The 25099-nt window shown below is 64.0% G+C and carries 26 protein-coding genes; 7 read left to right on the top strand and 19 right to left on the bottom strand.

Going from position 1 to position 25099, the window contains the following annotated elements:
* Positions 1-10: 10 nt before the first annotated feature.
* The 8 genes from AC3WS7_RS04675 to hutC all read right to left on the bottom strand — a co-directional run bounded on the left by AC3WS7_RS04675 (position 11) and on the right by hutC (position 10148).
* Entirely contained in the window at positions 11-853 is an 843-nt protein-coding gene (locus tag AC3WS7_RS04675; protein ID WP_296471613.1) for an HDOD domain-containing protein, read from the bottom strand.
* Positions 850-999, bottom strand: coding sequence for a hypothetical protein (locus AC3WS7_RS04670; RefSeq protein WP_492655527.1), 150 nt, complete (start codon positions 997-999; stop codon positions 850-852). The genes AC3WS7_RS04675 and AC3WS7_RS04670 overlap by 4 nt, the downstream gene beginning before the upstream one ends.
* Positions 996-5165 carry an EAL domain-containing protein gene (locus AC3WS7_RS04665; RefSeq protein WP_492655526.1) on the bottom strand — a complete coding sequence of 1390 codons (4170 nt, stop codon included), beginning with the start codon at positions 5163-5165 and terminating at the stop codon, positions 996-998. Before AC3WS7_RS04665 ends, AC3WS7_RS04670 begins: the two co-directional genes overlap by 4 nt.
* 310 nt (positions 5166-5475) lie before the next feature.
* Positions 5476-6855, bottom strand: a complete 1380-nt coding sequence (locus AC3WS7_RS04660) for a formimidoylglutamate deiminase (protein ID WP_492655525.1) — start codon at positions 6853-6855, stop codon at positions 5476-5478.
* A complete protein-coding gene (hutG, locus tag AC3WS7_RS04655; protein WP_296471604.1) occupies positions 6852-7649 on the bottom strand; it encodes an N-formylglutamate deformylase in 798 nt (265 codons plus the stop codon). The genes AC3WS7_RS04660 and hutG overlap by 4 nt, the downstream gene beginning before the upstream one ends.
* Complete coding sequence (gene hutI, locus AC3WS7_RS04650; protein ID WP_492655524.1) at positions 7649-8863, bottom strand: imidazolonepropionase; 1215 nt, start codon at positions 8861-8863, stop codon at positions 7649-7651. The genes hutG and hutI overlap by 1 nt, the downstream gene beginning before the upstream one ends.
* On the bottom strand, positions 8860-9450 hold the full coding sequence (locus tag AC3WS7_RS04645) for a HutD/Ves family protein (RefSeq protein ID WP_492655523.1): 591 nt from the start codon (positions 9448-9450) through the stop codon (positions 8860-8862). Before AC3WS7_RS04645 ends, hutI begins: the two co-directional genes overlap by 4 nt.
* Positions 9447-10148, bottom strand: coding sequence for a histidine utilization transcriptional repressor HutC (hutC, locus tag AC3WS7_RS04640; RefSeq protein ID WP_492655522.1), 702 nt, complete (start codon positions 10146-10148; stop codon positions 9447-9449). The genes AC3WS7_RS04645 and hutC overlap by 4 nt, the downstream gene beginning before the upstream one ends.
* 78 nt (positions 10149-10226) lie before the next feature.
* On the opposite strand from hutC, the gene hutU reads away from it, so the two are divergent.
* Positions 10227-11930 (top strand): urocanate hydratase, encoded by a 1704-nt coding sequence (gene hutU / locus AC3WS7_RS04635; protein ID WP_492655521.1) that lies wholly within the window; start codon positions 10227-10229, stop codon positions 11928-11930.
* 112 nt (positions 11931-12042) lie between these two features.
* Positions 12043-13590, top strand: coding sequence for a histidine ammonia-lyase (gene hutH / locus AC3WS7_RS04630; RefSeq protein WP_492655520.1), 1548 nt, complete (start codon positions 12043-12045; stop codon positions 13588-13590).
* 65 nt (positions 13591-13655) lie between these two features.
* Here hutH and AC3WS7_RS04625 read toward each other — a convergent pair whose 3' ends face one another.
* Positions 13656-14468: a sigma-70 family RNA polymerase sigma factor gene (locus AC3WS7_RS04625; protein WP_492655519.1), complete on the bottom strand. Its 813-nt coding sequence runs from the start codon at positions 14466-14468 to the stop codon at positions 13656-13658.
* Between the two features lie 89 nt (positions 14469-14557).
* Here AC3WS7_RS04625 and AC3WS7_RS04620 point away from each other — a divergent pair, with 89 nt between their 5' ends.
* Both AC3WS7_RS04620 and AC3WS7_RS04615 read left to right on the top strand, forming a co-directional pair.
* Entirely contained in the window at positions 14558-15163 is a 606-nt protein-coding gene (locus AC3WS7_RS04620; RefSeq protein ID WP_492655518.1) for an ATP-dependent Clp protease proteolytic subunit, read from the top strand.
* A 61-nt stretch (positions 15164-15224) separates the two neighbouring features.
* The gene (locus AC3WS7_RS04615; RefSeq protein ID WP_296471575.1) at positions 15225-15977 is read left to right on the top strand and encodes an SDR family oxidoreductase; all 753 of its coding nucleotides are present in this window, start codon (positions 15225-15227) and stop codon (positions 15975-15977) included.
* 6 nt (positions 15978-15983) lie between these two features.
* Here AC3WS7_RS04615 and AC3WS7_RS04610 read toward each other — a convergent pair whose 3' ends face one another.
* Positions 15984-16913, bottom strand: coding sequence for an AraC family transcriptional regulator (locus AC3WS7_RS04610; RefSeq protein WP_492655517.1), 930 nt, complete (start codon positions 16911-16913; stop codon positions 15984-15986).
* 103 nt (positions 16914-17016) lie between these two features.
* Between AC3WS7_RS04610 and AC3WS7_RS04605 the strand changes: the two genes are divergently transcribed.
* Entirely contained in the window at positions 17017-17760 is a 744-nt protein-coding gene (locus tag AC3WS7_RS04605) for an SDR family oxidoreductase (RefSeq protein WP_492655560.1), read from the top strand.
* Positions 17761-17810: 50 nt separating this feature from the next.
* Here the strand turns inward: AC3WS7_RS04605 and AC3WS7_RS04600 are convergent, their stop codons facing one another.
* From AC3WS7_RS04600 to AC3WS7_RS04590, 3 genes are all read right to left on the bottom strand, one after another.
* Positions 17811-18305 (bottom strand): hypothetical protein, encoded by a 495-nt coding sequence (locus AC3WS7_RS04600; RefSeq protein WP_492655516.1) that lies wholly within the window; start codon positions 18303-18305, stop codon positions 17811-17813.
* Between the two features lie 73 nt (positions 18306-18378).
* Positions 18379-18963 (bottom strand): TetR/AcrR family transcriptional regulator, encoded by a 585-nt coding sequence (locus AC3WS7_RS04595; protein WP_492655515.1) that lies wholly within the window; start codon positions 18961-18963, stop codon positions 18379-18381.
* A gap of 17 nt (positions 18964-18980) precedes the next feature.
* Positions 18981-19631: an NAD(P)H-dependent oxidoreductase gene (locus AC3WS7_RS04590; protein ID WP_492655514.1), complete on the bottom strand. Its 651-nt coding sequence runs from the start codon at positions 19629-19631 to the stop codon at positions 18981-18983.
* 125 nt (positions 19632-19756) lie between these two features.
* Between AC3WS7_RS04590 and AC3WS7_RS04585 the strand changes: the two genes are divergently transcribed.
* Positions 19757-20659 carry a LysR family transcriptional regulator gene (locus AC3WS7_RS04585; protein WP_492655513.1) on the top strand — a complete coding sequence of 301 codons (903 nt, stop codon included), beginning with the start codon at positions 19757-19759 and terminating at the stop codon, positions 20657-20659.
* A gap of 12 nt (positions 20660-20671) precedes the next feature.
* Here the strand turns inward: AC3WS7_RS04585 and AC3WS7_RS04580 are convergent, their stop codons facing one another.
* Entirely contained in the window at positions 20672-21388 is a 717-nt protein-coding gene (locus tag AC3WS7_RS04580) for an ArsR/SmtB family transcription factor (protein ID WP_492655512.1), read from the bottom strand.
* A complete protein-coding gene (locus AC3WS7_RS04575; RefSeq protein WP_492655511.1) occupies positions 21385-21732 on the bottom strand; it encodes an NIPSNAP family protein in 348 nt (115 codons plus the stop codon). Before AC3WS7_RS04575 ends, AC3WS7_RS04580 begins: the two co-directional genes overlap by 4 nt.
* A 156-nt stretch (positions 21733-21888) precedes the next feature.
* Between AC3WS7_RS04575 and AC3WS7_RS04570 the strand changes: the two genes are divergently transcribed.
* Complete coding sequence (locus AC3WS7_RS04570; RefSeq protein WP_296471560.1) at positions 21889-22809, top strand: DUF2971 domain-containing protein; 921 nt, start codon at positions 21889-21891, stop codon at positions 22807-22809.
* A 37-nt stretch (positions 22810-22846) separates the two neighbouring features.
* Here AC3WS7_RS04570 and AC3WS7_RS04565 read toward each other — a convergent pair whose 3' ends face one another.
* From AC3WS7_RS04565 to AC3WS7_RS04550, 4 genes are read right to left on the bottom strand one after another with little or no spacing between them, the layout of a single operon-like run.
* Positions 22847-22993: a hypothetical protein gene (locus tag AC3WS7_RS04565; RefSeq protein ID WP_492655510.1), complete on the bottom strand. Its 147-nt coding sequence runs from the start codon at positions 22991-22993 to the stop codon at positions 22847-22849.
* Positions 22994-23032: 39 nt separating this feature from the next.
* Entirely contained in the window at positions 23033-23677 is a 645-nt protein-coding gene (locus AC3WS7_RS04560) for a hypothetical protein (protein ID WP_492655509.1), read from the bottom strand.
* Between the two features lie 36 nt (positions 23678-23713).
* The gene (locus AC3WS7_RS04555) at positions 23714-24613 is read right to left on the bottom strand and encodes an NAD(P)/FAD-dependent oxidoreductase (RefSeq protein ID WP_492655508.1); all 900 of its coding nucleotides are present in this window, start codon (positions 24611-24613) and stop codon (positions 23714-23716) included.
* Entirely contained in the window at positions 24610-25086 is a 477-nt protein-coding gene (locus AC3WS7_RS04550) for an Rrf2 family transcriptional regulator (RefSeq protein WP_492655507.1), read from the bottom strand. The genes AC3WS7_RS04555 and AC3WS7_RS04550 overlap by 4 nt, the downstream gene beginning before the upstream one ends.
* Positions 25087-25099 lie beyond the last annotated feature (13 nt).

Genomic DNA, 25099 nt, shown 5'->3' with positions numbered 1-25099 from the left:
GTTGTTTTCCTCAAGAGTCCAGCACGCTGCTGGCCGCTTCGAACTGCTCCAGCACCCTGCGCATCACGCCTTGCAGGGCCTCATCGCTCAACGCCAGTGTGCGCCAGACAACGGTGGGAATGGGCGGCACGGCTTCGCCCGGGTCCTGCGCCAGGTCCAGTGCATGTGCCATGGCGTCAGCGGCCAGCACAATGATCGGTAGCAGGCTGGTGTCTCCTGACCTGACGGCATGGTGGCAAGCCACCGCTTGTTGCACTTCCTCTGGCAACTTCCAGTGCCGGGTCAGTGCTTCCCCGATCGTCGAATGGTTGGTCCCAAGCGTGCGCTGCTCTGCTATCAGAACGCTGCAATCCTGCTGCGCGCGGTAGGCCATGGCTTGCTGGTATTCGGCGGGCTGGTAGGTGGCCAGCGCCAACCGACCCACGTCGTGCAGCAGGCCCGCCACGTAGGCGATGTCCGCAGCCCCACCCGTGGCCTGGGCCAACTCGGCGGCGCACAGTGCGGTGGCAATCGAGTGGCGCCAAAGGGATGTCACATCAAATCCGCCCTGCTTTGTGCCCGGCAGTCCGTCGATGAAGGCGGATGCTGTGGCCAGGCGGTGGATGGTTTTGCTGCCCAGCACCGCCACCGCCTCGCGCACAGTCTTGCTGCGAAAGCTGGTCCCGTAAAACGAAGAGTTCGCCAACTTGAGTGTGCGTGCCGACAGCGCCTGGTCCTGGCTGATTTTTTGGGCCAGTCGGGTGTTGCCGACTTCTTCGTGTCCCAAGCTTTGCAGCAGGTCCAACACCACGGCCGATAGCGAGGGCAGGCTGTGGATGACGGGCAGCAAATCGGGGCTGGTGGGCGAAGTCATGCTTGTGCGCGCTTGAGCAGGTCTTGCAATAGGGTCTTGAGCACCTGGGCCCCCGGGTCCTGCGCCACATGCCGGAACAGGTAATCCAGCCGCTCCTGGCTGGGCCAGGGCAGCGGGGGGCTGGTGTGCTCTGCGGGGGTATTCACGGTGTCTCCTGCAGGTCAGTAAAAGTGATGAGCTTGCCCCTGGACGGTGAGCGCATGCCCATGTGGTTCCACGAGACGGACATGGAGCGTTCGCTCAGTACGACGGGGTGGGGCACATGCTCCGGCGTATTGGTGGTGGCCGCATGCACCTCGGGCAGACACTGTGACAACGCTTCGCCCAGCAGCATGCCACGGTCATGCAGCAGCGCATCAGCCCCCTCGTTGACAAAGGCAATCAAGCCATCGTCGCCCACCCCAATCACGGGCAGCGGGATGCACTCCAGGGCCTCTCGCACAATGGACAAGGTGGTCTCGTCGCGCAGCACCTGGTCGCGCGTGGTCTCCAGCACCGCGTTGAGCTGCATATTGGCGGACACCAGTTCCTGGTTGGTGGTGCGGATCTTGATACCCAACTGCTGGTTTTCTTCCTGCAGCTCCTTGTATTCGAACGCTTTGCGGATATGGTCGCGCAGTTGCTCGTCTTCCCAGGGTTTGGTCAGAAAGCGGTAGATGGAGCCTTCGTTGATGGCGTCGGTGACAGATTGCAACTCCGTGTAGCCCGACAGCACGATGCGGACGGTGTCCGGGTGGCTGGCCTTGGCGGCCCGCAAGAACTCCACCCCGGTCATGCCGGGCATGCGCTGGTCAGAAATGATCACATCCACCTTCTGGGTGGCCAAAATGTCCAGGCCCTCCTGGCCACTGCTGGCGGTGAGGATGTTGTGCCCGTCGCGGCGGAACAGGCGCTTGAGCGAGGCCAGCACATTGGCTTCATCGTCCACCAGGAGCAGGGTGCGCTGCGGCTTTCTGAACCGCAGCAACTCGCTGGGCAGTTGCAGCGGTTGGGCGAACAGCGTTTCCATGGTCTGGGCCGGTACCGAGCGCGAAAAGAAGTAGCCCTGTATTTCGTCACACACATTGGTGCGCATGATTTCACACTGGCTCTCGGTCTCCACCCCCTCGGCAATCACCTTCAAGCCCAGGCCATGGGCCATGGACACGATCACGCGAACAATCACGATATCCGTGCGGTTGTTGGTGATGTCGCGCACAAAGGACTGGTCGATCTTCACCTTGTCAAACGGAAAGCGCTTGAGGTAGCTCAGCGAGGAGTAGCCGGTGCCGAAATCGTCCAGCGACAGGCGCAGCCCCATGGCCTTGAGCTCCTTGAGCAGCGCTTCACTGTGCTGCACATTCTCCATCAAGGCGCTTTCGGTGATTTCCAGGTAGATCTGTGACGGATCAATCTGGAAGTCGTCCAGCGCGCGCTTCACCTGCAGCAACAAGTCGCTGTCCTGAAATTGCAGGGGCGACACGTTGACCGCCACATGGGGCACCACGATGCCTTTGCGTTGCCAGTTCTGGATGTCCTCGCAGGCTTTGCGCAGTACCCATTCGCCAATTCCGATGATCAGTCCCGACTCCTCGGCCAGCGGTATGAAGTTCGCCGGTGGGATCCGGCCCAACTCGGGGTGGGTCCAGCGCAGCAGGGCCTCCATGCCGCTGATCTGGCCCGTCTGCAGGTCGGCCAGGGGCTGGTATTCCAAGCTCAGTTGGTTCAGCGCAATGGCGTTGCGCAAGGCCTTGGAGAGATGGTCATGCGCCATCACCTGCTGGTAAATGCTTTCGTTGTAAAACTGGAAACTGCCCCGGCCATTGGCCTGCGCGCGGTGCATGGCAATTTCGATGGCATTGAGCAGTGCAGGGCAGTCCGTACCGTTCTCGGGGTAGTTGGCAATGCCGATGGTGGCGCTCAGGGTCAGTGTTTGCCCATTCACCTCATAAGGTTGGCCCAGTTTCCAGAGCAGGCTGGTGGCCAGGTGTGCTGCGCCTTCGTTGTGTGTGCCAGGCAGCACCAGTACAAATTCCTTGCCGCCCATGCGGGCCAGCGTGTCCTGTTCGCGCACCGATTGCTGCAACCGCTGTGCCACCTGCTGCAGTACCTGGTCGGCGGCGGCGTAGCCCAGCGTGTCATTGATGGTCTTGAAGTGGTCTATGCCCACCATCATCATGGCCAGCGGCTGTTCGGCACGCTGCACCATGCTGATGGCGTGTGCGGTTCTGTCCTGCAGTAAGAAGCGGTTGGGCAGGCCGGTGAGCGGGTCGAAGTGGGAGAGCCAGTTGATCTTCTCCTGGTTGGCCTTTTGCTCGGAGATATCGCTGAAGGTTCCCACAAAGTTGCAGACCTCGCCCCCTGCATCGCGCACCACGCTGATCTTGAGCCATTGGGGATATTCCACCCCATTTTTACGTCGACTCCAGATTTCGCCCTGCCAGGTGCCTTGAGTCCTGACCGCGTCGGTAATGGCTTGGTGAAAATCGTCGCCATGCCGCTGCGACGCCAGCACCCGCGGCTTTTGCCCAAGCACCTCCGCCTGCGTATAGCCCGAGATATCGGTGAAGGCCTGGTTCACCAGCACCACACGGCCTTTGGCATTGGCCACCATGATGCCTTCCAGCCCTTGGGCGAAGACTTGCTCGGCCAGTTTCAGCATGGACTGCTGGGCCTTGCGCTCGGTGATGTCCAGGTGGGCCACCACCGCCCCTGCGCCCTCGGTGCCCAGGGGCGTTACGCTCATGCTGAACCAGCGCTCCTGGGTTGGGCTGTTGCACGGGTATTCCATGAAGAAGCTGGGCACACGCCCCTGCAGCACTGCCCGGATGCCGTCGCGGGCTTTCTGGCCGTTATCCGTTGCATCGGTTCGTGGCAGGTGGCGGGCCTCCAGATAATTGTCGCCGGGCCCTCCGCGTAGTGTGATGCCCTCCGGCGCACGGTTCTCCGTACAGAAACGCTGCCAGGGTGCATTCACCGCCAGGATGGTTCCCAGCGTGTCCAGCACCGCAATCTGGGCCACCACCGAATCCAGAATGGCCAGGCTGAAAGCCTGGCTGCGGCGCAACGCTTCCTCGGCCAGCTTGCGTTCTGTGATGTCGAGGCGCACACCCATGAGCCGCAGTGGTTTTCCATCAGAGTCCCGCTCCAGCACCCGGCCAATCACATGCACCCAGCGGTAGTTGCCATCGGCATGCAGAAGGCGGCCTTCGTACTGGTAGTTGTCCGAGGCCTTGTCCAGCGCGGCGCGGATCTGCGCCTCAATACCCGCGCGGTCCTCTGTGTGCACTCTGGACAGCCACAGGGCCCGGTCTCCCGGGCCTTCCTCGGGGGCATAACCCAGCATGGTGTAGTAGGTGGGCGACGCATACCAGATGTCGTGTTCGATGTCCCAATCCCACACTCCCACCGAGGCCGCGTCGGTGGACAGTTCAAAGCGGCGCGCCATGGTCTGCAGCCGTGCGGCGCTGTTGACGGTTTGCTTCCACGTCTGGCTGAGGAAATAACACAGGACCAGCACGGCGGCGGAGGCAGCGGTCCAGATCGTTGCAGCAATCCAGGCCAAACGCTCCCACGGTGCCAGCAGCAGCGGGTGCGAAATGCCAACCACCGCTACCAACTGGGGGTACTCGCGCAGTTGCCGGTAAGAAAACATGCGCGTCACCTGGTCGATCGGGCTGACACTCTGGAAATTGCCATAGGTACTGGCTGGCAGCAACGACTTGAAGAGCGGCCTGTCCCCCAAACTAACCCCCATCGCGGTAGCGTCAAATGGCGTGCGCATCATCAGCACACCCTCTTTGCTGAGGAGGGTGATCGAACCCTGGTCCCCGAGGTCGATACGCTCCCACAGCTTGTTCAGGTACTGCGGGTTGAGCCCCATGACCATCACGCCAGTGAGCGTTCCATTGGTGCTGCGCAGGGGCCGCACTGCATTCAAATGCCATTTGCCAGACACCCGCCCCTGTACTGGGGGGGCCAGGTAGAACCCCGTGTCTGCGCTGTGGCGGTAGCGCTGAAAATAGGCACGGTCCGCCAGGTCGATGCCGATGGCGTTGCCGCCCGATTCGTACTGCACCTGGCCGTTGGCATCCAGCACCACCAACTCGGACACAAAAGGGATCTGGTCCCGGCTTTCGCGCAAGGCAATACCGGCGGTGCGGTGCGTCAGGAGACCCCTGGTTTGCAGGTCCGCCAGTTTGCTGGCGGCCAGTTGCAAGCTGATGTCTACCGCTTGCAGAGAGCGTGTGGTTTGCTCCTCAATACCCAGCGCAAAAGACTCCGTCAGCTTGGCGCCTGCCTCCAGCGTCTGGGTGCGCAGGTGCAAAAGCACAAGTACCAGTCCAATCCCCGAAAACACAATGGCCACCCACGCCACCCACATGATTTTGAGTTTGACGGGGCCACGTCTCTGTGATGAATCGGAGAGTGTGCGGCGCGGGGCGCTAGGGTAGAGATGGATCATGTGCCGCTGGTTAAGCCATGGTCCACAGTCTAGGGGTATTACCTGCAAAAACCAAGGACACAAGGGTGCGATTCGTCTACGGGGTTTTACTAGCTATCTTCGTGTGATTTAACTCTGGGTTGCTATAAATATAGTAGCTGTAAGCGCAATAAATGCGGGGGCTAGAGGCCAATTCTTCTTAGATTTCCCAGAGGGCCTGCATGGTGCTCTCGAACGCCCGGGCGATGCGGTCCTGCTCCACATGGCGGCCTGCATGCACCAGCTTGTGGCCTGCCACGTACACCTCGCTGAGGGCCGACGTGTTGGTCGCAAACACCAGCGCGTCCAGCCGGTGAGTGGCGGGCACGCCCAGCAAGCCCGGCGTTTGCACATCCAGCACCAGCGCGTCGGCACGTGCGCCGCGCGTCAGTCCCCATACGCGCTGGCCCGCTGCGGGGCCACCGGCGTGCAGTGCCGCGTCGAACAGGCGCGCGGCCGTGGCTGGTTGCTGCGTGGGGGCGGCGGCCACATTGCGCTGCTGCAGGCGCAGGCGCTGGCCGTATTCCAGCCAGCGCAGTTCTTCGGCCCATTGGCGGTTCACATGGCTGTCCGAGCCCACGGCCATGGGCACGCCTGCGGCTAGCCAGGCGGGCAGGTCGGCAAAACCATCACCCAGGTTGCCCTCGGTGCTGGGGCAGATGACGATGCCCGCGCCACTGCGCGCCACGGTGTCGATCTCGGCTTGTTCGGTGTGGGTGGCGTGCACCAGCTGCCAGCGGGCGTCCATGGGCCAGCGCTGGCCCAGCCAGGCGATGGGGCGCTGGCCGGTGGCGGCCAGGCAGTCGCGCACCTCCTGCATTTGCTCGGCCACGTGGATGTGGATGGGCATATCCGCATCCCCCACCTGGGCGAGCAGCGCGTCGATGGAGTCGGCCGAGGCTGCGCGCAGCGAGTGGATGGCCACGCCCGCATTCACCCGTGGGCGGCCGCCGGTTTGCACCGTGGCCTGCAGTCGGGCAATCACGTCGGGTGTGCCGGCAAAGCGGCGCTGGTCCGGCCGCAGCGTGGGCTGGGCAAAGCCGGCGCGCTCGTACAGCACGGGCAGCACGGTCAGGCCCAGGCCGGCGTCAGCGGCCGCGTCGGCCACGGCCCAGGCCATGGTGGCCTCGTCGGCATAGGGCTGGCCGTCGGGCTGGTGGTGCAGGTAGTGGAACTCACACACCTGCGTGTAGCCGCCCTGCAGCAGCTCCACGTACAACTGCGCCGCCACGGCGCGTAGCTGTGCGGGTGTGATGCGCAGTGCCACGCCGTACATGCGGTCGCGCCAGGACCAGAAGTCGTCTGCTGCCGACTCGCGCCGCTCGGCCAGACCGGCAAACGCGCGCTGGAAGGCATGGCTGTGCGCGTTCACCAAGCCCGGCAGCACGGGGCCCGGCAGCACGGTGGCGTGGGTGGGCGGGGTAGGGACGTTGGGCGTGATGTCGGCCCAGTGGCCTTGCGTATCCACGGCCAGGCACACGTTGTGTTCCCAGTGGCCATTCAGCCAAGCCTGCGGCGCCCATAAAAGTTGTTCGCTCATGCGGGCCTCCAGCTCACCAGGGTTTGCACCAGCGCCCGCAGCACCGGCAGCACGGCTGCTGCACGCGCAGGGTCTATGGCGTAGGGCGGCTCCTCGGCCATGTAGCAGCGCCAGCACATCTCCAACTGCACGGCATGGATGTCTTGGTCCGGGCGGCCGTAGTGGCGCGTGATGTGGCCACCCTTGAAGCGGCCGTCCACCACCTGGCTGAAGTGGCTTTGGTTTTGCAATACTTTCGATAGCTGCTCGCGCAATGCGGGCGCGGCGCTGCTGCCATTTACCGTGCCCAGGTTCAGGTCGGGCAACTGGCCGTCAAACAGCCAGGGCAGCACCGAGCGGATGCTGTGCGCGTCAAACAGCACAGCGTGGCCATGCACGCTGCGCAGGCGCTGTAGTTCGGCGTTCAATGCATCGTGGTAGGGGCGCCAGTAGGTGTCCACCCGGCCCGCAATCTCGGCCTCGCTGGGCGCCTGGCCTTCACGGTACAGCGGCTCGCCGCTGAAAAAGTGTGTGGGGCACAGCTCGGTGTTGTTCACGCCGGGGTACATGGGCGCGTTCTCGGGCGGGCGGTTCAGGTCCACCACGTAGCGGGCGTAGCGCGGCACTATGGTGCCGGCGCCCATGGCGCGCACAAAGGCATACAGCGGCTCCAGGTGCCAGTCGGTGTCTTCGGTGGCCAGCGCGCGCGGCACCAGGCGGGCCTGCAGGTCGGGTGGTATCTCGGTGCCCACATGCGGAAAGCTCACCAGCAGCGGCGTGCTGCCGGGCGTGAGGGTGAAAACGGGGTGTGTCATCACGTGCGCTCCAGTCCGCCCACCACGGTGCGGCGGCAAGGGTTGTGGCCAAACCAGTAGGCCAACTCGTTGGGGTGTTCCAGGTCCCACACGCAGAAGTCGGCGCGCTGGCCGACTGCCAGCGTGCCGCGGTCGTGCAGGCCCAGGGCCCGTGCGCCGTGCACGGTGGCGCCGCGCAATGCTTCTTCGGGCGTCAGGCGGAACAGCGTGCAGGCCATGTTGAGCATGAGCAGCAGCGACAGGCCGGGCGAGGTGCCAGGGTTGTGGTCGGTGGCAATGGCCATGGGCACACCGTGGGCGCGCAGGGCGGCTATGGGCGGCAACTGCGTGTCGCGCAGAAAGTAATAGGCGCCGGGCAACAGCACGGCTACGGTGCCCGCGGCTTGCATGGCGCGGATGCCGGACTCGCTCAGGTGCTCCAGGTGGTCGCACGACAGTGCACCAAACTCGGCGGCCAGTGCGGCACCGCCCTGGTCGCTCAACTGCTCGGCATGCAGCTTGACTGGCAGGCCCAGCGCGCGTGCGGCTTCAAACACGCGCCGCGTTTGGGCAGGGGTGAAGCCAATGTTTTCGCAAAACGCATCCACGGCATCCACCAAGCCCTCGGCCTGCAGCGCGGGCATCCAGGCGCAGACGGCGTCCACATAGTCGTCGGTGCGGCCCGCAAACTCGGGTGGCACGGCGTGTGCACCCAGGTAGGTGGTGCGCACTGTCAGCGGCAGCGTCTGGCCCAGCGTGCGGGCCACGCGCAGGCAGCGGGCCTCGTCCACTTCGCTCAGGCCGTAGCCCGATTTGATTTCCACCGTGGTCACGCCCTCAGCCATCAGGCTTTGTGCGCGGCGCGTGGCACTGGCCAGCAGCTCCTCGTCGCTCGCGGCGCGTGTGGCGGCCACGGTGGAGCGGATGCCGCCGCCGGCGCGGGCAATGGCTTCGTAGCTGGCGCCCTGCAGCCGCTGCTCAAACTCGGCCGCGCGCTGGCCGCCATAGACCAGGTGCGTGTGGCAGTCCACCAGGCCCGGTGTGAGCAGGGCGCCGCCCAGGTTGTATTCGTCTTCCACCTGCTTCATCTGCGTGGCCGGCAGGGCCGATGCTTCGCCCACCCACACAATCCGGTCGCCTTGTGTGAGCAGCGTGCCGTCCTCCATCCACCCCCATGGTGTGCTGCCGTGCAGGGTGGCCAGGTTGGCGTTGCGCCAGAGGGTGAGGGCGGTCATGCGTGGCCTCCGATGGTGGTGCTGGATGAGGAGAAACCCAGCCAATAAGCGCACAGGGTGTGGGTGCTGTCGTCCGCCACAAACTGCCAGGTGGCGCTGCGCGGCGCGGCATGCCACAGCAGCGTGTGGGCGGCCAGGTGCAGCGTTTGTGTGCCATCGCTCCACAGCCCGGCCTGGCAGGTGTAGAGCCCGCATTCGCCCAGCGTGGCAGACCAGCGTTGGCCCGGCCGCACCACCTGCATATGGCCCTTGCCCTGGCGCACCATCAGGTTCAGGTCTTGCGTGGGGCCGTCCAGCAGGCGGCATGGCGGGGCCTCGGCGCCGTCAAAACACAAGGGCGCGTCGCCCGCGTGCAAGGGTTGTTCGCAACCGAGCTGCAGTGCCACGCCTGCCCCCTGCAACACCGCAAACCAGCGCTGCACACCGGGGAAGGCGGAGAAGGGCCCGTCCGCGTCAATGTCGGCGCGGCTGATGCGCAGCTGCCAGTGCGGCCCGGCAGGCCAGGCCAGCAGCTCGCGCGTCTGCCCGCCGCCATTGCGCCAGGGCTGGGGCACGCAGTCGTGTGCGTGGACGAGGTGCGGCTTCATGGCTTGAACTGCCCGTGGATCTGGTAGCGCGCACCGGGGTGCACCAGGCGCGCCAGGGTGATGGGCACATCACGGTTCATGGTGCGGCGCACGACGATGAGGCAAGGGTCTGCGGGCGTGATGCCCAACAGCTCGGCCTCGTGGGTGCTGGGCGGGCCGGCCTCGATGGAGTACTGCGCCTCCCACAGCGGGGCCACGGCCAGCAGGTAGTGCGTGGGTGTGGTCTGGGTGAAGTCCACGCCCAAATAGTCGGGTGCGCAGGCCGGGTTCACATAACGGTCTTCACACTGCAGGGGCACGCCGTTTTCGTAATGCACGATGAGCGTGTGGAACACCGGCGCCCCCAGCGGCAGGCCCAGCTGCTGGGCCAGGCCATCGGCCGTGGGCTCCGCGCGCGACAGCACCACACGTGCCTGGTGCTGGTGGCCGCGCGCCAAGATGTCTTCGTGCAAATCGGTGATGGTGAGGGTGGACGACACACGCGCCAGGTGTGCGGCAAAGGTGCCCACACCTTGCACGCGGGTCACCAGACCTTCGGCCTGCAGCTCGCGGATGGCGCGGCCCACCGTCATGCGGCTGACCTGGAACTGCACCACCAGCTCCGATTCGGATGGCATCTGCGCACCCGGCGTCCAGCGGCCGTCCGCCAGGCCTTGCTTGAGGAAATCTTTGACGCGGGTATAGGGTGCTTGGGCCATGGGATAAATTCTAGTTGCATAGACATGTCTAGACAAGTAGACTCCGCCGCATTCTTTGTTGTTTGTGAGAGAAACCCCATGCCCACCTCCAAGACACCCGCCCAAGCCCACTCCGTGCGCGCACCGCGTGGCACCGAGTTGCATTGCAAGAACTGGCTGATCGAAGCCGCCTACCGCATGCTGCAAAACAACCTGGACCCCGAAGTGGCCGAGAACCCCGACGCCCTGGTGGTGTATGGCGGCATTGGCAAGGCCGCACGCAACTGGGACTGCTACGAGGCGATTCTGGAAAGCCTGCGCCACTTGAATGAAGACGAAACCCTGCTGGTGCAAAGCGGCAAGCCCGTCGGTGTGTTCCGCAGCCATGCCGATGCCCCGCGTGTGCTGATTGCCAACTCTAACCTGGTGCCCAAGTGGGCCACCTGGGAACACTTCCACGAACTGGATAAAAAGGGCCTGATGATGTACGGCCAGATGACGGCCGGCAGCTGGATCTACATCGGCAGCCAGGGCATCGTGCAAGGCACGTACGAGACCTTTGTGGAAGCCGGCAAGCAGCACTACGGTGGCAGCCTGGCGGGCCGCTGGATCTTGACCGCGGGCTTGGGCGGCATGGGCGGCGCGCAGCCGCTGGCCGCCAGCTTTGCGGGTGCATCGTCCCTCAACATCGAGTGCCAGCAAAGCCGCATCGACTTCCGCCTGAAGACCCGCTATGTGGACGAGCAGGCCACCGATCTGGACGACGCACTGGCCCGCCTGGCCCAGTACACGGCCGAGAAGAAAGCCGTGTCTATCGCCTTGCTGGGCAACGCGGCCGACATCTTGCCCGAGCTGGTGAAGCGGGTGAAAGCTGGTGCTACTGGCGGTGTGCGCCCCGACATCGTGACCGACCAGACCTCCGCCCACGACCTGGTGAACGGCTACCTGCCCAGCGGCTGGACCGTGGCGCAGTGGCGCGCCGCACAGGCGGACGACACGCAACACGCCGCGCTGCGCCTGGCCGCCGCCAAGAGCTGCGCCGTGCATGTGCAGGCCATGCTGGACTTTCAGGCCATGGGCATTCCCACCGTGGACTATGGCAACAACATCCGCCAGGTGGCACTGGACCAGGGCGTGCAGAACGCGTTTGACTTCCCCGGCTTTGTGCCGGCCTATGTGCGCCCGCTGTTTTGCCGCGGCAAGGGCCCGTTCCGCTGGGTGGCACTGAGTGGCGACCCCGAGGACATCCGCAAGACCGACGCGAAGATGAAAGAGCTGTTCCCCGAAGACAAGGCCTTGCACCGCTGGCTGGACATGGCCGGTGAGCGCATCGCCTTCCAGGGCCTGCCCGCACGCATTTGCTGGATTGGCCTGGGCGAGCGCCACCGCGCGGGCCTGGCCTTCAACGAGATGGTGAAAAACGGTGAACTCAAAGCCCCCATCGTCATCGGCCGCGACCACCTGGACAGCGGCAGCGTGGCTTCTCCCAACCGCGAGACCGAAAGCATGCAGGACGGATCGGACGCCGTGAGCGACTGGCCCTTGCTCAACGCGCTGCTCAACACTGCCGGTGGCGCCACCTGGGTCAGCCTGCACCACGGCGGCGGCGTGGGCATGGGCTACAGCCAGCACAGCGGTGTGGTCATCGTGGCCGATGGCACCGATGCCGCGGCCAAGCGCCTGGAGCGTGTGCTGTGGAACGACCCCGGCACCGGCGTGATGCGCCATGCCGATGCGGGCTACGACATTGCCGTGCAGTGCGCCCAAGAGCAGGGCATGAACCTGCCCATGATTTCGAAATAGAAAGCACCCCTGAATCGCCTTCGGCGCTACCCCCTCAAGGGGGCGACACCAGCAGCCTGGCAAAGCCAGTTCTGCGGTGTCCCTGATACAAACCTATTCTCCGGACACATTTATGACGCAACTAATCCTCAACCCCGGCAAGATCTCGCTCGATGAGCTGGGCCTGATCCACGCGGGCGTGTGCCAGCTGAGCCTGCCCGAGTCCGCCCGCGTGGCCATGCGCGCATCACACGCGCTGGTCAAGGCCGCGGCCGATGGTGACGCGCCCGTCTACGGCGTCAACACCGGCTTTGGCAAGCTGGCCAACAAGCGCATCGACAAGGACCAGCTGGCCACCTTGCAACGCAACCTGATCCGCAGCCACAGCGTGGGCGTGGGCGAGCCGCTGGCCGCGCCCATCATGCGGCTGATGATGGCCACCAAGGCCGCCAGCCTGGCGCGCGGCTACTCCGGTTGCCGCGAACTGGTGGTGGACACGCTCTTGGCCGTGCACAACGCGGGCCTGGTGCCTTTTGTGCCCGCGCAAGGTTCGGTGGGTGCATCGGGCGACCTGGCGCCGCTCTCGCACATGACGCTGGCGCTGATGGGCGAGGGCGACATGCTGGTGGACGGTGTGCGCGTGCCCGCGTTGCAGGCGCTGCAGAAGGCCGGCATTGCCCCGCTGGAGCTGGAGGCCAAGGAAGGCCTGGCCCTCATCAACGGCACGCAGACTTCCACCGCGTTGGCGCTGCACGGTCTGCTGGCTTTTGAGCCGGTGCTGGAAGCCGCGTTGCTGATTGGCGCGCTGACGCTGGACGCAGCGCGCGGCAGCGACGGCCCGTTTGACCCGCGCATCCACGCCGTGCGCGGCCAGCCCGGCCAGATCGATGTGGCCCAGTACTACCGCGAGCTGCTGGTAGGCAGCCAGATCCGCAAGTCGCACGAAGAGGGCGATGACCGCGTGCAAGACCCGTACTGCCTGCGCTGCCAGCCGCAGGTGGTGGGCGCCTGCCTGGACCAGCTGCGCCACGCGGCGCGCGTGTTGTTGATTGAAGCGAATGCCGTCACCGACAACCCGCTGGTCTTCCCCGACGATGGCGCGATGATTTCCGGCGGCAACTTCCACGCCGAGCCGGTAGCCCTGGCCGCGGATGGCATGGCCCTGGCCATTGCCGAAGTGGGTGCCATTGCCGAGCGCCGCATTGCCATGCTGATCGACAGCGGCGTGTCGCGCCTGCCGCCTTTCCTCACCGCCGATGCGGGCCTGAACAGCGGCTTCATGATTGCGCACGTCACCGCCGCCGCATTGGCGTCCGAAAACAAATCCATGGCCCACCCCGCCAGTGTGGACAGCCTGCCCACCAGCGCCAACCAGGAGGACCATGTCTCCATGGCCACCTTCGCCGCGCGCCGCCTGCAGGGCATGATCCACAACACCGCGCACATCCTCGGCATCGAACTGTTGGCTGCCGCACAGGGCATTGAGTTTTTGCGCCCGCTGACCAGCTCACCCGTGCTGGAAGCCGTGCACGCGCTGCTGCGCAAAGACGTGCCCGCCCACCATGTGGACCGCTACCTGGCGCCCGACATTGCGCACGCCACCCAGCTGGTGCAAAGCGGCGCGGTGGCCAAGTTGTTGAAACCGCTGGCTGGTTTGCCCACGTTGTGGATTCCGGGTTGATGTGGATTTTGCTATTAAAACAGGAGCTTCTTGCGCATATTCCACGGGGGCTAGAGGCCTATTTCTTATGTAAATAGCACTCCGTCCGCCTCTTGCGCGGTCCGCACGCCCAGCGGCACCACGCACAGGCGCACGCCATCCAGCGTGAGCACCAGGCCCAGCTGACCACCCAGTTGAACCATGCCACTGGCGATGGTGTGCGGGGTGGTGGCGGCTGGGCTGACCAGCGCCGGCTGGTGTGCCACCGCGCTGATGGGCGGGTGCCGCAGCATGGCCCACAGCACGTGTGGGTCGCGCAGCTGCAGCGCCTGCAGGTAGAGCCGGAAGACGGTGTCTTCGCCAGGCTCGCGCTCTGGTGGTGTGGGGCCATCAGCCGCACCCCGTGCCTGGCGCAGCCGCAGCAGTGCGCGGCGCAGTTGCTGCCGGTTGGCGGCTTCGGTGTGGCCGCTGGCCTCGGCAATTTCAGCGTGGCCCACGTCAAACACTTCGTGCAATAGCAATGCAGCGCCATCTTCGGGTGCCAGCTGGGCCGCCAGCAGGCGCAGGGCGCGGCTGGCTTCTTGCGCCAGCGCAGCGTCCATCTCGGCGGAGGGCGATGCCTGTTCCGCATCCGCAGTCCCCATGGCCTCCAGCCACTGCTGCATCCAGCTGCGGCGGCGCAGGCGGTCGATGGCCAGGTTGCGCACCACGGTCAGCAGCCAGGCCTGGGCGGAGTTGAGTTCGCCCGGGTTCGTCTCCAGCGCGCGCACATAGGCGTCTTGCACCGCGTCTTCCGCCTCCGCCGTACCCAGCAGGCGGGCGGCGGCGCGCACCAGGCGGTGGTGGTCGGCAGGGTGCGGGGCGCCTGGCAGAGGGGAGAGGGGGCGTGCGTCGTACATGGGGGCATGGTGCCATAGGCAGATTGGGTTTGCCGTGTCACGAAAACTGCCCCGCGTTCGTCAAGGCAGTTCAACCACCAGGAGCCCCCATGGACACCCCAGACACCGCCGACACCCCCACGCCCGCCAGCGCCCCCGAGCCGCGCACCTCCTACCTGGAGGAAAAGGCCTTCAAGTCCCGCACGCTGCTAGTCTTTGGCAGCGTCACCGACGCCATGGCCGCCGACATCACACGCCGCCTCATCGCGCTGGACGCCGACAGCGCCGAGCCCATCGACATGCTGGTCAGCTCGCCCGGCGGCCACCTGGAGTCGGGCGACGCGATCCACGACATCGTGCGTTTTATTGCCGCGCCGGTGAACATGGTGGGTACCGGCTGGGTCGGCAGCGCCGCCACACACTTGTATTTGTCGGTGCCACGCGCGCGGCGCTACTGCACGCCCAACACGCGCTTTTTGATCCACCAGCCCAGCGGCGGCTCTGGTGGCCCGGCCAGCGACATTGCCATCCAGGCGCGCGAGATCGTCAAGGCGCGTGAGCGCATTGCCCGCACCATCGCGCGCGAAACCGGCAAGCCGCTGGAGACCGTGCTGGTGGATATTGAGCGCGACTACTGGATGTCGGCCGACGAGGCGGTGGCGTACGGGCTGGTGTCACGCATCATCGAACGCAAAACCGAACTGCGGGGTGCTTGAGCCCGGGTGTGCCAACACATCTGGTACAAAGGGACGACATTGTTTTTTTGAAAGGCCCGCCATGAACACCACCTCCCCCGTCGCATTGGTCACCGGTGCCGGCACCGGCATTGGGCGGGCCGTGGCCCTGGCGCTGCTGCAAGCGGGCTACCGCGTGGTATTGACCGGGCGGCGGGCCGAGCCGCTGAATGCTGTGGCCCAGGCCAGCGGCACCGACCGTGCCCACCCGGTGTGTGCAGACGTGAGCCAGCCCGAATCGGTGGACCAGCTGTTTGCCACCATCCAGGACAAGTTTGGCCGGCTGGATCTGCTGTTCAACAACGCAGGTGTGGGCGCCCCCAAGGTCAACATCGAAGACATCACGTTTGCGCAGTGGCAAACCGTGGTGGACGCCAACCTCACGGGCTCCTTCTTGTGCGCACAAGGCGCCATCCGCCTCATGAAGAGCCAGACGCCCCAAGGCGGGCGCATCATCAACAACGGCTCCATCTCCGCGCACGCGCCGCGCCCCCACTCTGCTCCCTACACCGCCACCAAACACGCCATCACCGGCCTGACCAAATCCATCTCGCTGGACTGCCGCAAGTACAACATCGCCTGCGGCCAGATCGACATTGGCAACGCGCTCACCGAGCTGTCGGCCCGCATGGCCACTGGCGTACTGCAGGCCCACGGCGAGGTGGCCGTGGAACCCATGATGGATGTGCAGGAAGTGGCCGACGCCGTGCTGCACATGGCCCGGCTGCCGCTGTCCACCAACGTGCAGTTCATGACCATCATGGCCACCAACATGCCCTTTGTGGGGCGTGGCTAAGGTCGCTCACACTGCGGCGGCGTCCACCTCACCTTTGGCGTAGCGCCCCGGCGGAACGCCTACATGGCGTGTGAAGGCAACGCCAAAGGCGCTGACGGAGCTGTAGCCCACGCGCGCTGCAATCTCGGCGATGGCGAGCTCGCGCTGTCGCAGCAGCTGTTGGGCCAGGGCCATGCGCCAGGTCTGCAGGTAGTCCATGGGCGTGACACCGACCGTGCGGCTGAAGCGGTCGAAGAAGGCCGAGCGCGACATGGCGGCTTCGCGTGCCAGCTGCGCCATGTTCCAAGGCGCTGCGGGCTGCGCATGCATGCTGCGCAGCGCCAAGGCGAGCTTGGAGTCCGACAGGCCCCGCACCAGGCCCGGTGATGCCGCCGTGCTGGCGCTGGACCGGAATGCTTCTATCAACAGCACCTCCAGCAGGCGGGCCATCACGATGTCGCGTGCGGGCCGCTCGGTGCGGGTTTCGTCGCCCAGCAGCTGTACCAGAGTGGACAGGCGCGGTTCGCTGCGCACGTGCACCCACTGGGGCAGCAGCGGCACCAGCAAGGCGGCGTCTGGCGAACCCAGCACGCAGTTGCCCACCAGCATGCGCACGTCCACCGCGCCCTCGGGGTCGCCCACGCGCGCACCGCCTGGCATGGCGGTGATGGGCGTGGTCACCACTTCGCCCGCGCGGGGCGGCAGCCGGTCCAGGCTGGAGGTCGCAAAACTGCGCGCCGCGGGGATGAGGGCAAAGTCGCCTGCGTTCAGGGTGATGGTGTCGCTGTGTGCCGGGCCGTCCACCGTGAGCTGGCAGCTGCCCTCCAGCACCACAAAGTAAAACGGCCGGCCCATCTCGGTGCGGCGCACTGCCCAGGGCGCCGAGGCCACCACCACTTTGGAGAACGGTGCTCCCGGCTGCAGCAAGGACACAACTTCTGCCAGCGGATCAACCATATTGGATCATCTCAACAAATAAACGGACATTTAAGCATAGTCAGTCCGGTTTACGGCACGTATCGTACGCAGCTCTTACCCCAAGGAGTTGTTGATGTCTGCCATTTCCACTGTTCTCATTACCGGGTGTTCGTCGGGCTTTGGCCTGGAGACGGCCCGTTTCTTTCTCGACAAAGGTTGGCGCGTGGTGGCCACCATGCGCACCCCGCGCGAAGGCCTGTTGCCCCCCTCCGACCGGCTGCGCCTGCTGGCGCTGGACGTGACCGATGCTGACAGCATCCGGCGTTGTGTGGAGGCGGCCGGCCCCATCGACGCCCTGGTCAACAACGCCGGTGTGGGCTTGCTGGCGCCGCTGGAAGGCATGGCGCTGCCCAGCGTGCGCGAGGTTTTCGAGACCAACACCTTCGGCACCATGGCGATGACGCAGGCCGTGCTGCCGCAGTTCCGGCAACGGCGCGCGGGGGTGGTGGTCAACGTCACCTCCAGCGTCACGCTCAAGCCGCTGCCGCTGCTGTCGGTCTATACCGCCAGCAAGGCGGCGGTGAATGCGTTCACCGAATCGCTGGCGCTGGAGTTGGAGCCCTTTCACGTGCGCGCCCGGCTCGTGTTGCCTGGGCGTGCGCCCAGCACCCGTTTTGGCGACAACGCCCACCCACGCATGGCAGGCAGTACCCATGAGGCCTACGCCGACTTCACACAACGCGTGTTCGCCGCCGTGCGCGACACCGCCACACCGGTGACCTACGCGCAGGATGTGGTCGAGGCTGTGTGGCGCGCCGTGACCGACCCGGCCGCGCCCATGCGCATCCCCGCGGGTGCCGATGCGGTGGCCTTGTCGCAGGCCTGATTGCTATCAAAACAGAAGCTGCTCGCGCATATTCCACCTGGGCTAGAGCCCTATTTGGCTTGTTTTTGCGCGCGGAGCGTCCAGGCCTGGAAGACAAAGCCGGCGAGGAAGATGACGACCCAGGCCAGCAGCGTGCCCTGCACCAATGGGTGCTCCGGCCCGCTGGCCAGGGGTTGCCCGGCGGGCAGGCGGGTCAGCGTCTCGTTGATGCCCGGCACCAGCGTCAGGAAGAAGCTGAACGACAGGCCAAAGGTCGCCAGGTAGGGCCGCGCCCAGCCCAAAAAGGACAGGCGCGGAATCAGCAGGCTGCCAGACACCGCCAGCAGCGCCAAGACGCCCAGGGCGTGTCCGGGGTTGAAGCCGCCGGTGCTGGACAGGCCAAACGCGGTGAGCACCGCAAGCAGCAGTCCACCCAGGTAGACCTTGCCGGACCGCGTGGCCGGTTGGATGCTGCGGTACTTGGCAAAGCTGTAGAGGCCGGCCACCACAGGCACCAGGCTGATGGCGGTGTGGACGATGCCCAGGACGGAAAGAGGGTTTGGCATGGCGAGGTTTCCTATCTATTAGTTGGTAGATTGATGAGGTAAAAAAACGAGGGAGCGACGAACTGCGGAATGCTCAGGGAGACGTCAGCCGGCGCAGCAGCGGCTGAACGATGCGGGGGAACAGGTCCGGCTCACCAAACGCGCGGGCCGAGAGCATCGCGCCGTGCACGGTGGCCATGAAGGTTCTGGCTTCTTCTTCGGGCGTGGCCTGCAGGAAGAACACTTTTTGCGCCGCGCCGCGGGTCAGCACCCCTGTGAGCCAGGCGCTCAATTCAGAAAAATGGCCACGTACTTCGTCTGCCACCTCGGCAGGGATGGCCGGCAGCTCCGCCGCCAGCATGGCGCAGATGCAAAAGGGCAGACTGCCATCCCGGATACAGGCCGACCAGTAATCCGTGTAGGCCTGCAGCTGCGCCACAGGGGCGGGCACCTGCTGCTCCAGCGCCGCCACCCCGGTGCGGATCTCTGCGCGGTAGCGCACCAGCACCACACGCACCAGCTCCGCCTTGCTGGCAAAGTGGTGGTGGATGCTGGGCTTGCTGATGGCCACGGCAGCCGACACATCGGCATAGCTAAACCCGTTGTACCCCCCAGCCGCCAATAGCGACCGCGCGCAGGCAACAATTTCGGCGGCTTTGGGGGAGAGTTCGGTGTCCATGGCGCGTAGTCTACCAACTAGTAGGTTTGTGCGTCAAGCACTTTCTGAGAAACGCCACCCGCAGGCGCCTTTGTGGTGGTGAATGCGTGTTGCAGATGCGCACGCAGCCGCACGATGTCGCCCTCAATATCGGGCTGCTTCATCACATCGAAGCACGAGAAGGAGGGCACGATGTCCATCCCGCAGAACTTGTAGTTGGCGGTGTTGGTGATGAGCACATCGTCGACTGTTCTGCCCTCAAACAGCTCCTGGCGGGCGTCTCCGAAGGCTTCAGCCGGGGCGTTCCAGGTCAGGGACATCATGTACTGCCTGCCCTGCAGCAGGCCGCCAGAGCCATACTGCTTGCTCGGGTCTTCGCGGGTGCGGCCGTCGCTGGCCAGGAACACGCCTTGCATCAGGCTGGCCGTAAACACCTCGTCGACATACTTCTTGTAGATCCATGGCATGCCGAACCAGTACACCGGTGATTGCAGGATGACGACGTCGGCCCAGAGGTGGTGCTGGACTTCGGCGTTCACGTCATAGCCTTGCTCGATGTGGGTGTGCCGTACCTCGAAGCCGAGCAGCCCCATTTCGTCTGCCAGCACGCCGGCCATGGTGGTGTTCAGTCCACCGGCCGCCATGCCTGCGTAGCGCTGGTGGGCGTGGATGATCAATGCCTTTTTCACAATTTTTCCTTGAAGTCGCCTCACCACGAGGCGTTGATGGGGTTGGGTGCTGGTGACTGTAGGTAGATCGACTTCAAAGAAAAACCCCTGAATGCTCACTACCTTGTGAAGCTAAACTTCACAATATGAAGCTCAATCAACTCGATGGACTGGTGGCGTTCTGGAAGGTGGCCGAGCATCGCGGCTTCTCTGCGGCGGCGGCCGTGCTGGAGGTGTCCCCGTCCGCACTCAGCCAGGCGATTCGGCAGCTGGAAGGCCGACTGGGCGTTCGCCTGCTGAACCGCACCACGCGCAGCATCAGCCTGACCGAAGCGGGCGAAGCCTATTTGCTGAAAATCGCGCCCGCGCTGGGCGATGTGCTCAACGCAGGCGAAGAACTCAATGCTCTCCAGGGGCGGCCATCGGGCGTGCTGCGCATCAGTGCGGCGCGCGTCTCGATTGCCATGGTGCTGCAGCCGCTGTTGGCCGGCTTCATGAAGGCCTACCCCGATGTGCACATCGAATTGTCCAGCGATGAAGGGTATGTAGACATTGTGGAGCGCGGCTTTGATGCCGGTATCCGCCTGGGCGAGAGTGTGCAGAAGGACATGGTCGCCATCCCGCTGGGTGGCCCCGTGGCGGCGGCTGTCGTCGGCTCGCCCGCGTATTTCAAGCAGCACCCTGTGCCACGCCACCCCTCCGATTTGGCGGACCACAACTGCGTGCGGTTTCGGTTTTCGGGGAGTGGGAGCATCCACAAATGGGAGTTCACGGTGGATGGCCGTACCGTGGAGCACGAGATTGGCGGACGCCTCACCATCAGCGACTCTTTGTATGCGCTGGATGCCGCGCTGGATGGCCTGGGGCTGGCCTACATCTTTGAGCAACTTGCGCTTCCCCACATTCGCACCAAGAAGCTCACGCGCGTACTCAGCGAGTTCTCGCCCACCTTTCCCGGCTTCTACCTGTACTACCCCAGCAGACGGCAGCAGCCCGCCAAGCTGAAAGCATTGGTGGAGTACGCGTTAAAGCACTTTGGGCGCGCGTGATGGCGCTGCAAGCTACAGCGCGTTGACCAAGGGCAGCAGGGCGGCCAGATGCTTGCGCCCCAGCGGCGTCACCTCCAGCGCGCGTTCGCCGGCGTGTCGGCGCAGCCAGCCGTGCTGCAGGCAGTGCGCCAGCAGTGCCTTGGGCAGCTTGCCCGCCATGTGGTCGCGTCGTTCGGACCAGTCCAGGCAGCGGTAGGCAAGGCGCTTGGATGCGGAGGGTGTGTCCATGCCGTCTACCGCAAAGCCCATCGCATCCAGCCCGGCCTTGCCCTGGGCGGTGAGCAGGTAGCCATCGCCCGCGGGGCTAAGCCATTCTTTGGACAGCAGCTGCGAAAACATATCCACACCCAGCTGCCCCGCCAGGTGCCCGTAGCAGCAGCGGGCAAAGCGCAGCCGTTGGCGCGTGGGGTTGGCCCAGGTGGCGGTGTGGGTACGGCGCTCGGCCATCAGCGCCAGCGCTTCCAGCGCGTGGGCCACCTCGTCGTCGGCCAGCTTGTAGTAGCGGTGCCGCCCGCGCTGCTCACACACCAGCAGCTCGGCCGCCATCAGCTTGCCCAGGTGCCCGCTGGCCGTGGCTGGCGATACGGACGCGGCCCGCGCCAGCTCGCCCGCGCTGGCGTAGTCCCCCGCCAGCAGGTAGCTCAGCATGCGCGCACGCGTGGCGTCCGCAATCACGGCGGCCACGCTGGCCAGCCGGGGTTCAAACGGGGCGGGGGAGGGAGACGTCATGCGGCTTCAATATAGCCGGTGGGTGCCTGCAGATAACTGGCGGGCACCGGCTGGGGGAAGGTGCGCTCTTCCTTCAGGATGAACCGCTCGCGCTGCGCAAACGCAAAGTTGGCAACGGCCTCGTCGTCGGCACGCAGGCGCTGGCGGTAGGCCTCATACGCTGCCAGGCTGGAGAAGGAGATCAGCCCCCACGCTTCGTAGTTGCTGCCCTCGTGCGGCACAAAGTAGCCCAGCAAATGCCCACCCAGGCGGGGAATGATGCGGGCCCAGTTTTCAGCATAGGCCGTGAACTGGTCTTTCTTGAACGGGTCGATTTCGTAGCGGATGAAGCAGGTGATGGGCATGGGGACTTCTCTTGTGGTGATGAGAGAAGTCTGGAGGAGGAATTCTAGGAATGCTTTGGTGAATAGCGAAATGTGTAGCGACTCAACGTAGCTATAGCGTCGTTAGTTCTTGGCACCTGAGTCCTAAAATGCCTTAGACAATCGGGAGTAAAAATTATGTCTACGCACGAAGTGGCAACGGGAGGATTGCTAGGGCCAATTCCCCTAGCTGAGGTTGATGAGGTTCTTTATCACTATTGTTCTACATCCACGTTTCAGCAGATCATTTCGAACGGGACAATTTGGCTTTCGGCGCTTACTCTTTCCAATGATTCTCTTGAGGGAAAGCTAGTTTCTGCGGTCATCAAAAGGTTAGCTGAATCCGACAAGATTGACGCTCAGAAGATTTCCTCGCTGTTGACGCGTGTTGATTTTCTAGAAGAACTATTTGAAGGACTCGGTCTATGCTTATCTAAAGAAGGCGATCTTCTAAGTCAGTGGCGTGGCTACGCTGATGACGCCAATGGCTTTTCGATAGGTTTTTCAGCCAAGTATTTGGACTGGCTTGGCAGTTTCAACTTTTTCCAACATAGGGCCGGTTTCCAACGCTTTAACGTTCTCTACGAGGAGGATGAACATGAGCGAAAGCTGAGACCTCCGTTTGAGGAAATGAAAGCGAGCTTAAGTGCTGCTGGCTTGAATCAATTGAACAAGCTCGCAGAACTACTCCGCGGCCCAAAGAGTGACGAAGATATCGCCAAAGAAAAAGCAGCAGAAGACCGACTTAGCCAATTGATTCTCTCCCTGGTTGATAAGTGGTTCTTGTTGAAAACGAATGCGTTCAGGGAGGAGCGAGAGGTTCGACTTTTAAGCTATTTAGTTCACGGTCACGATAGTGAGGACGTCAAGTATCGCGCTACTAGGAACAGCATCATTGCCTATAGAGAGTTTTCGTTGTTAGAGAAGGAGCGGATGCCAATTTCACGAGTCATACTTGGACCCAAACAGAAGACACCTTTGCGTGAAGTTGAGCATTTCCTGAGAATTTCTGGGTTTGAAAACGTTAAGGTAGAGAGATCTAAGGCCACCTATCGGTAGGCCTTACTTCATAGGGCATTCGTTTACTTCAAAACATCTAAGCCCGATGCGCATCAAACCCCGCCATCGCCCCATCCGCCACGGCTAGCTTCACATTCCCTGCAGCCCGTGCGGCATCACCACACGCAAACACATTCGGCGCGCTGGTGGCCTTGCCTTCGTCCACCTTTATGAACTGGCCCATGGGGCCGTTTTCTAGCACTGCCCAATTGTTCGTGGCGAGTTACTGCGTGCCACCTTCGCGTTGGCACACCATTTCAACTAATTGCTTCAAGAGTACTTTGGGCTCATTGGCGTTGCTCACCAGTGGAACTGCCCATGCGCCTCCCGACAACTCAAAGTGCCTTTTCCAATCCGGCAACGCAAGCAGCTCTGCCAAGGTGTAGTTCACGGAGTAACCCATCTCCGCGTGCCCGCCTCCAATAGATTCCCCAATGGCGAAAGGCTTCTCGTGGAATGGATAGAGGTAGACGCAATAGACGTGATGGCTGGGGTGCTTATCCGAAGGAGCTTGGTTCTGATAGCCCAAACGAAGGTTTTCAAACTGCAGAGACTCTGGGGGCAAGGGGACAGACTTTTCGTACAGGTAGTCAGTACCCAATATGCGACTTCCAGGCCAGTGAATCCGCTTTTCTGTGTAGACCAGATTCTTGAGTTTGTGTGGGTACGCCAGCTCCTGCCAGTCGAATTCTTCCCGTGCAATAGACGCTTTGAAGAGCCGGTGTCCGTCTTCAAATTCAATCACGAGCTCCCATTTCTCGTTGGGCAAGACAAAGCAAATACGGTGAGTCGTCTGCTGCTTTTCAAGGGCAACGGGAGTACTCCGAGGCATTGAGCCGTTCAGACGTTTGAGAAGTTTGGAAAACATCGGACAGATTGTGAACCTGTCATTCGCCCAGTGGCTTCACGAGAACATGGAAGTCCGATGTGCCCCAAACCCCGCCATCGCCCCATCCGCCACGGCTAGCGTCACATTCCCTGCCGCCCGCGCGGCATCCCCGCACGCAAACACATTCGGCACGCTGGTGGCCTTGCCTTCGTCTACCTTGATGAACACGCCCATGGGGCCATCCTCCAGCGCGCAGCCCAGTTGCTCGGCAATGGGGCTGCTCATCAGTGTGCGCGGCTGGGTGAATAGGCCGTTGAGGGTGATGGTGCGGCCGTCTTGCAGCACCACATCAGCATGGCCGTCTATGCGTTCTATCAACACGGACTCCACCTGTGTGCCACGGCGGGCGATGGCGGCCAAGTCTTCGTCGCTGGGCGTGTAGGTGCCGTTCAAAAATAGAGTGGGGCTGCCCCAGTCCAGCAGCATGAGGGCGTGGTGCAGTGCCAGGGGTGATGCGGCGATGATGCCGATGGGGCCGGCGTTCATCTCGTAGCCGTGGCAATACGGGCAGTGGAAGATGCTGCGGCCCCAGCGCTCGGCCAGGCCGGGTACGGGTGGCAGTTCGTCGCGCACGCCGGTGGCCAGGATCAGGCGGTGCGCGCTGATGGCCTCATGGCCTACGCGGAACTCCAGCCGCCCATCCGCTGCCACGCGCGCATCATCTGCGGTGCCGTGTATCCATTCCACATTGGGGTAGTTCATGAGCTGTTCGCGGGCATCGGCGGCTATCTCGGCGGGGGCGCGGCCGTCTTGCGTCAGGAAGCCGTGGGATGTTTCGCCCGCGGCATCCACAAAGCGGTTGCGCCGCTGGCCGGCGTCCACCACCAGCACTTGGCGGCGCGCGCGGGCCAGTTGCAGGGCGGCGGACAGGCCGGCGTAGCTGCCGCCGATGACGGCAAAGTCAATGTGCTTCACGATATGTGTTCCTTCAGATGGTGGGCCCCCGCGTGGCCTTGCGCTTTGTGCTGCGCCATGCGGTGGTGAAAGTCGTTGGAGAGTGTGGCCAGGGTGACGGTGCCAAAGCGTTTGAGCAGCAGGGCCTCGGCCTCTTGCGCTGCGCCAGCCAGCGCGTCGTTCACCGCTTGGGCCACCAGGCAGGTGGGCCGGTCTTCGCGGAAGCCCAGCGACACCAGCGGTGGCGCGCCCAGCGCCTGGTACACATCGCCCAGGGTGATGCGGTCCATGTCGCACGACAGCACCCAGCCGCCGCCATGGCCCTTGGCCGACACCACAAACCCGGCATCGCGCAGCCCACCCATCAGGCGGCGCAGCACCACGGGGTTGGTCTGCATGGCTGCGGCCAGTGCCTCGGAGGTGGCGGGGCCATCGCCCTCGGCCATGTGCAGCAGCACGTGCAATACGTCAGACAGTTGGCTGTTTTGTTTCATGTAACTAATATAG

It is taken from the genome of Rhodoferax sp. EU05-FHT12H12 (genome assembly GCF_058791215.1).
This window is presented reverse-complemented; position numbering and strand designations above follow the sequence as displayed.

Bases quoted from the DNA above. Each gene is read 5' to 3' on its own strand.
- AC3WS7_RS04675 (WP_296471613.1), bottom strand. From the start codon at position 853: ATGACTTCGCCCACCAGCCCCGATTTGCTGCCCGTCATCCACAGCCTG.
- AC3WS7_RS04660 (WP_492655525.1), bottom strand. From the start codon at position 6,855: ATGAGCGAACAACTTTTATGGGCGCCGCAGGCTTGGCTGAATGGCCAC.
- hutG (WP_296471604.1), bottom strand. From the start codon at position 7,649: ATGACACACCCCGTTTTCACCCTCACGCCCGGCAGCACGCCGCTGCTG.
- hutI (WP_492655524.1), bottom strand. From the start codon at position 8,863: ATGACCGCCCTCACCCTCTGGCGCAACGCCAACCTGGCCACCCTGCAC.
- AC3WS7_RS04645 (WP_492655523.1), bottom strand. From the start codon at position 9,450: ATGAAGCCGCACCTCGTCCACGCACACGACTGCGTGCCCCAGCCCTGG.
- hutC (WP_492655522.1), bottom strand. From the start codon at position 10,148: ATGGCCCAAGCACCCTATACCCGCGTCAAAGATTTCCTCAAGCAAGGC.
- hutU (WP_492655521.1), top strand. From the start codon at position 10,227: ATGCCCACCTCCAAGACACCCGCCCAAGCCCACTCCGTGCGCGCACCG.
- hutH (WP_492655520.1), top strand. From the start codon at position 12,043: ATGACGCAACTAATCCTCAACCCCGGCAAGATCTCGCTCGATGAGCTG.
- AC3WS7_RS04625 (WP_492655519.1), bottom strand. From the start codon at position 14,468: ATGTACGACGCACGCCCCCTCTCCCCTCTGCCAGGCGCCCCGCACCCT.
- AC3WS7_RS04620 (WP_492655518.1), top strand. From the start codon at position 14,558: ATGGACACCCCAGACACCGCCGACACCCCCACGCCCGCCAGCGCCCCC.
- AC3WS7_RS04615 (WP_296471575.1), top strand. From the start codon at position 15,225: ATGAACACCACCTCCCCCGTCGCATTGGTCACCGGTGCCGGCACCGGC.
- AC3WS7_RS04610 (WP_492655517.1), bottom strand. From the start codon at position 16,913: ATGGTTGATCCGCTGGCAGAAGTTGTGTCCTTGCTGCAGCCGGGAGCA.
- AC3WS7_RS04600 (WP_492655516.1), bottom strand. From the start codon at position 18,305: ATGCCAAACCCTCTTTCCGTCCTGGGCATCGTCCACACCGCCATCAGC.
- AC3WS7_RS04595 (WP_492655515.1), bottom strand. From the start codon at position 18,963: ATGGACACCGAACTCTCCCCCAAAGCCGCCGAAATTGTTGCCTGCGCG.
- AC3WS7_RS04585 (WP_492655513.1), top strand. From the start codon at position 19,757: ATGAAGCTCAATCAACTCGATGGACTGGTGGCGTTCTGGAAGGTGGCC.
- AC3WS7_RS04580 (WP_492655512.1), bottom strand. From the start codon at position 21,388: ATGACGTCTCCCTCCCCCGCCCCGTTTGAACCCCGGCTGGCCAGCGTG.
- AC3WS7_RS04575 (WP_492655511.1), bottom strand. From the start codon at position 21,732: ATGCCCATCACCTGCTTCATCCGCTACGAAATCGACCCGTTCAAGAAA.
- AC3WS7_RS04570 (WP_296471560.1), top strand. From the start codon at position 21,889: ATGTCTACGCACGAAGTGGCAACGGGAGGATTGCTAGGGCCAATTCCC.
- AC3WS7_RS04565 (WP_492655510.1), bottom strand. From the start codon at position 22,993: ATGGGCCAGTTCATAAAGGTGGACGAAGGCAAGGCCACCAGCGCGCCG.
- AC3WS7_RS04560 (WP_492655509.1), bottom strand. From the start codon at position 23,677: ATGTTTTCCAAACTTCTCAAACGTCTGAACGGCTCAATGCCTCGGAGT.
- AC3WS7_RS04550 (WP_492655507.1), bottom strand. From the start codon at position 25,086: ATGAAACAAAACAGCCAACTGTCTGACGTATTGCACGTGCTGCTGCAC.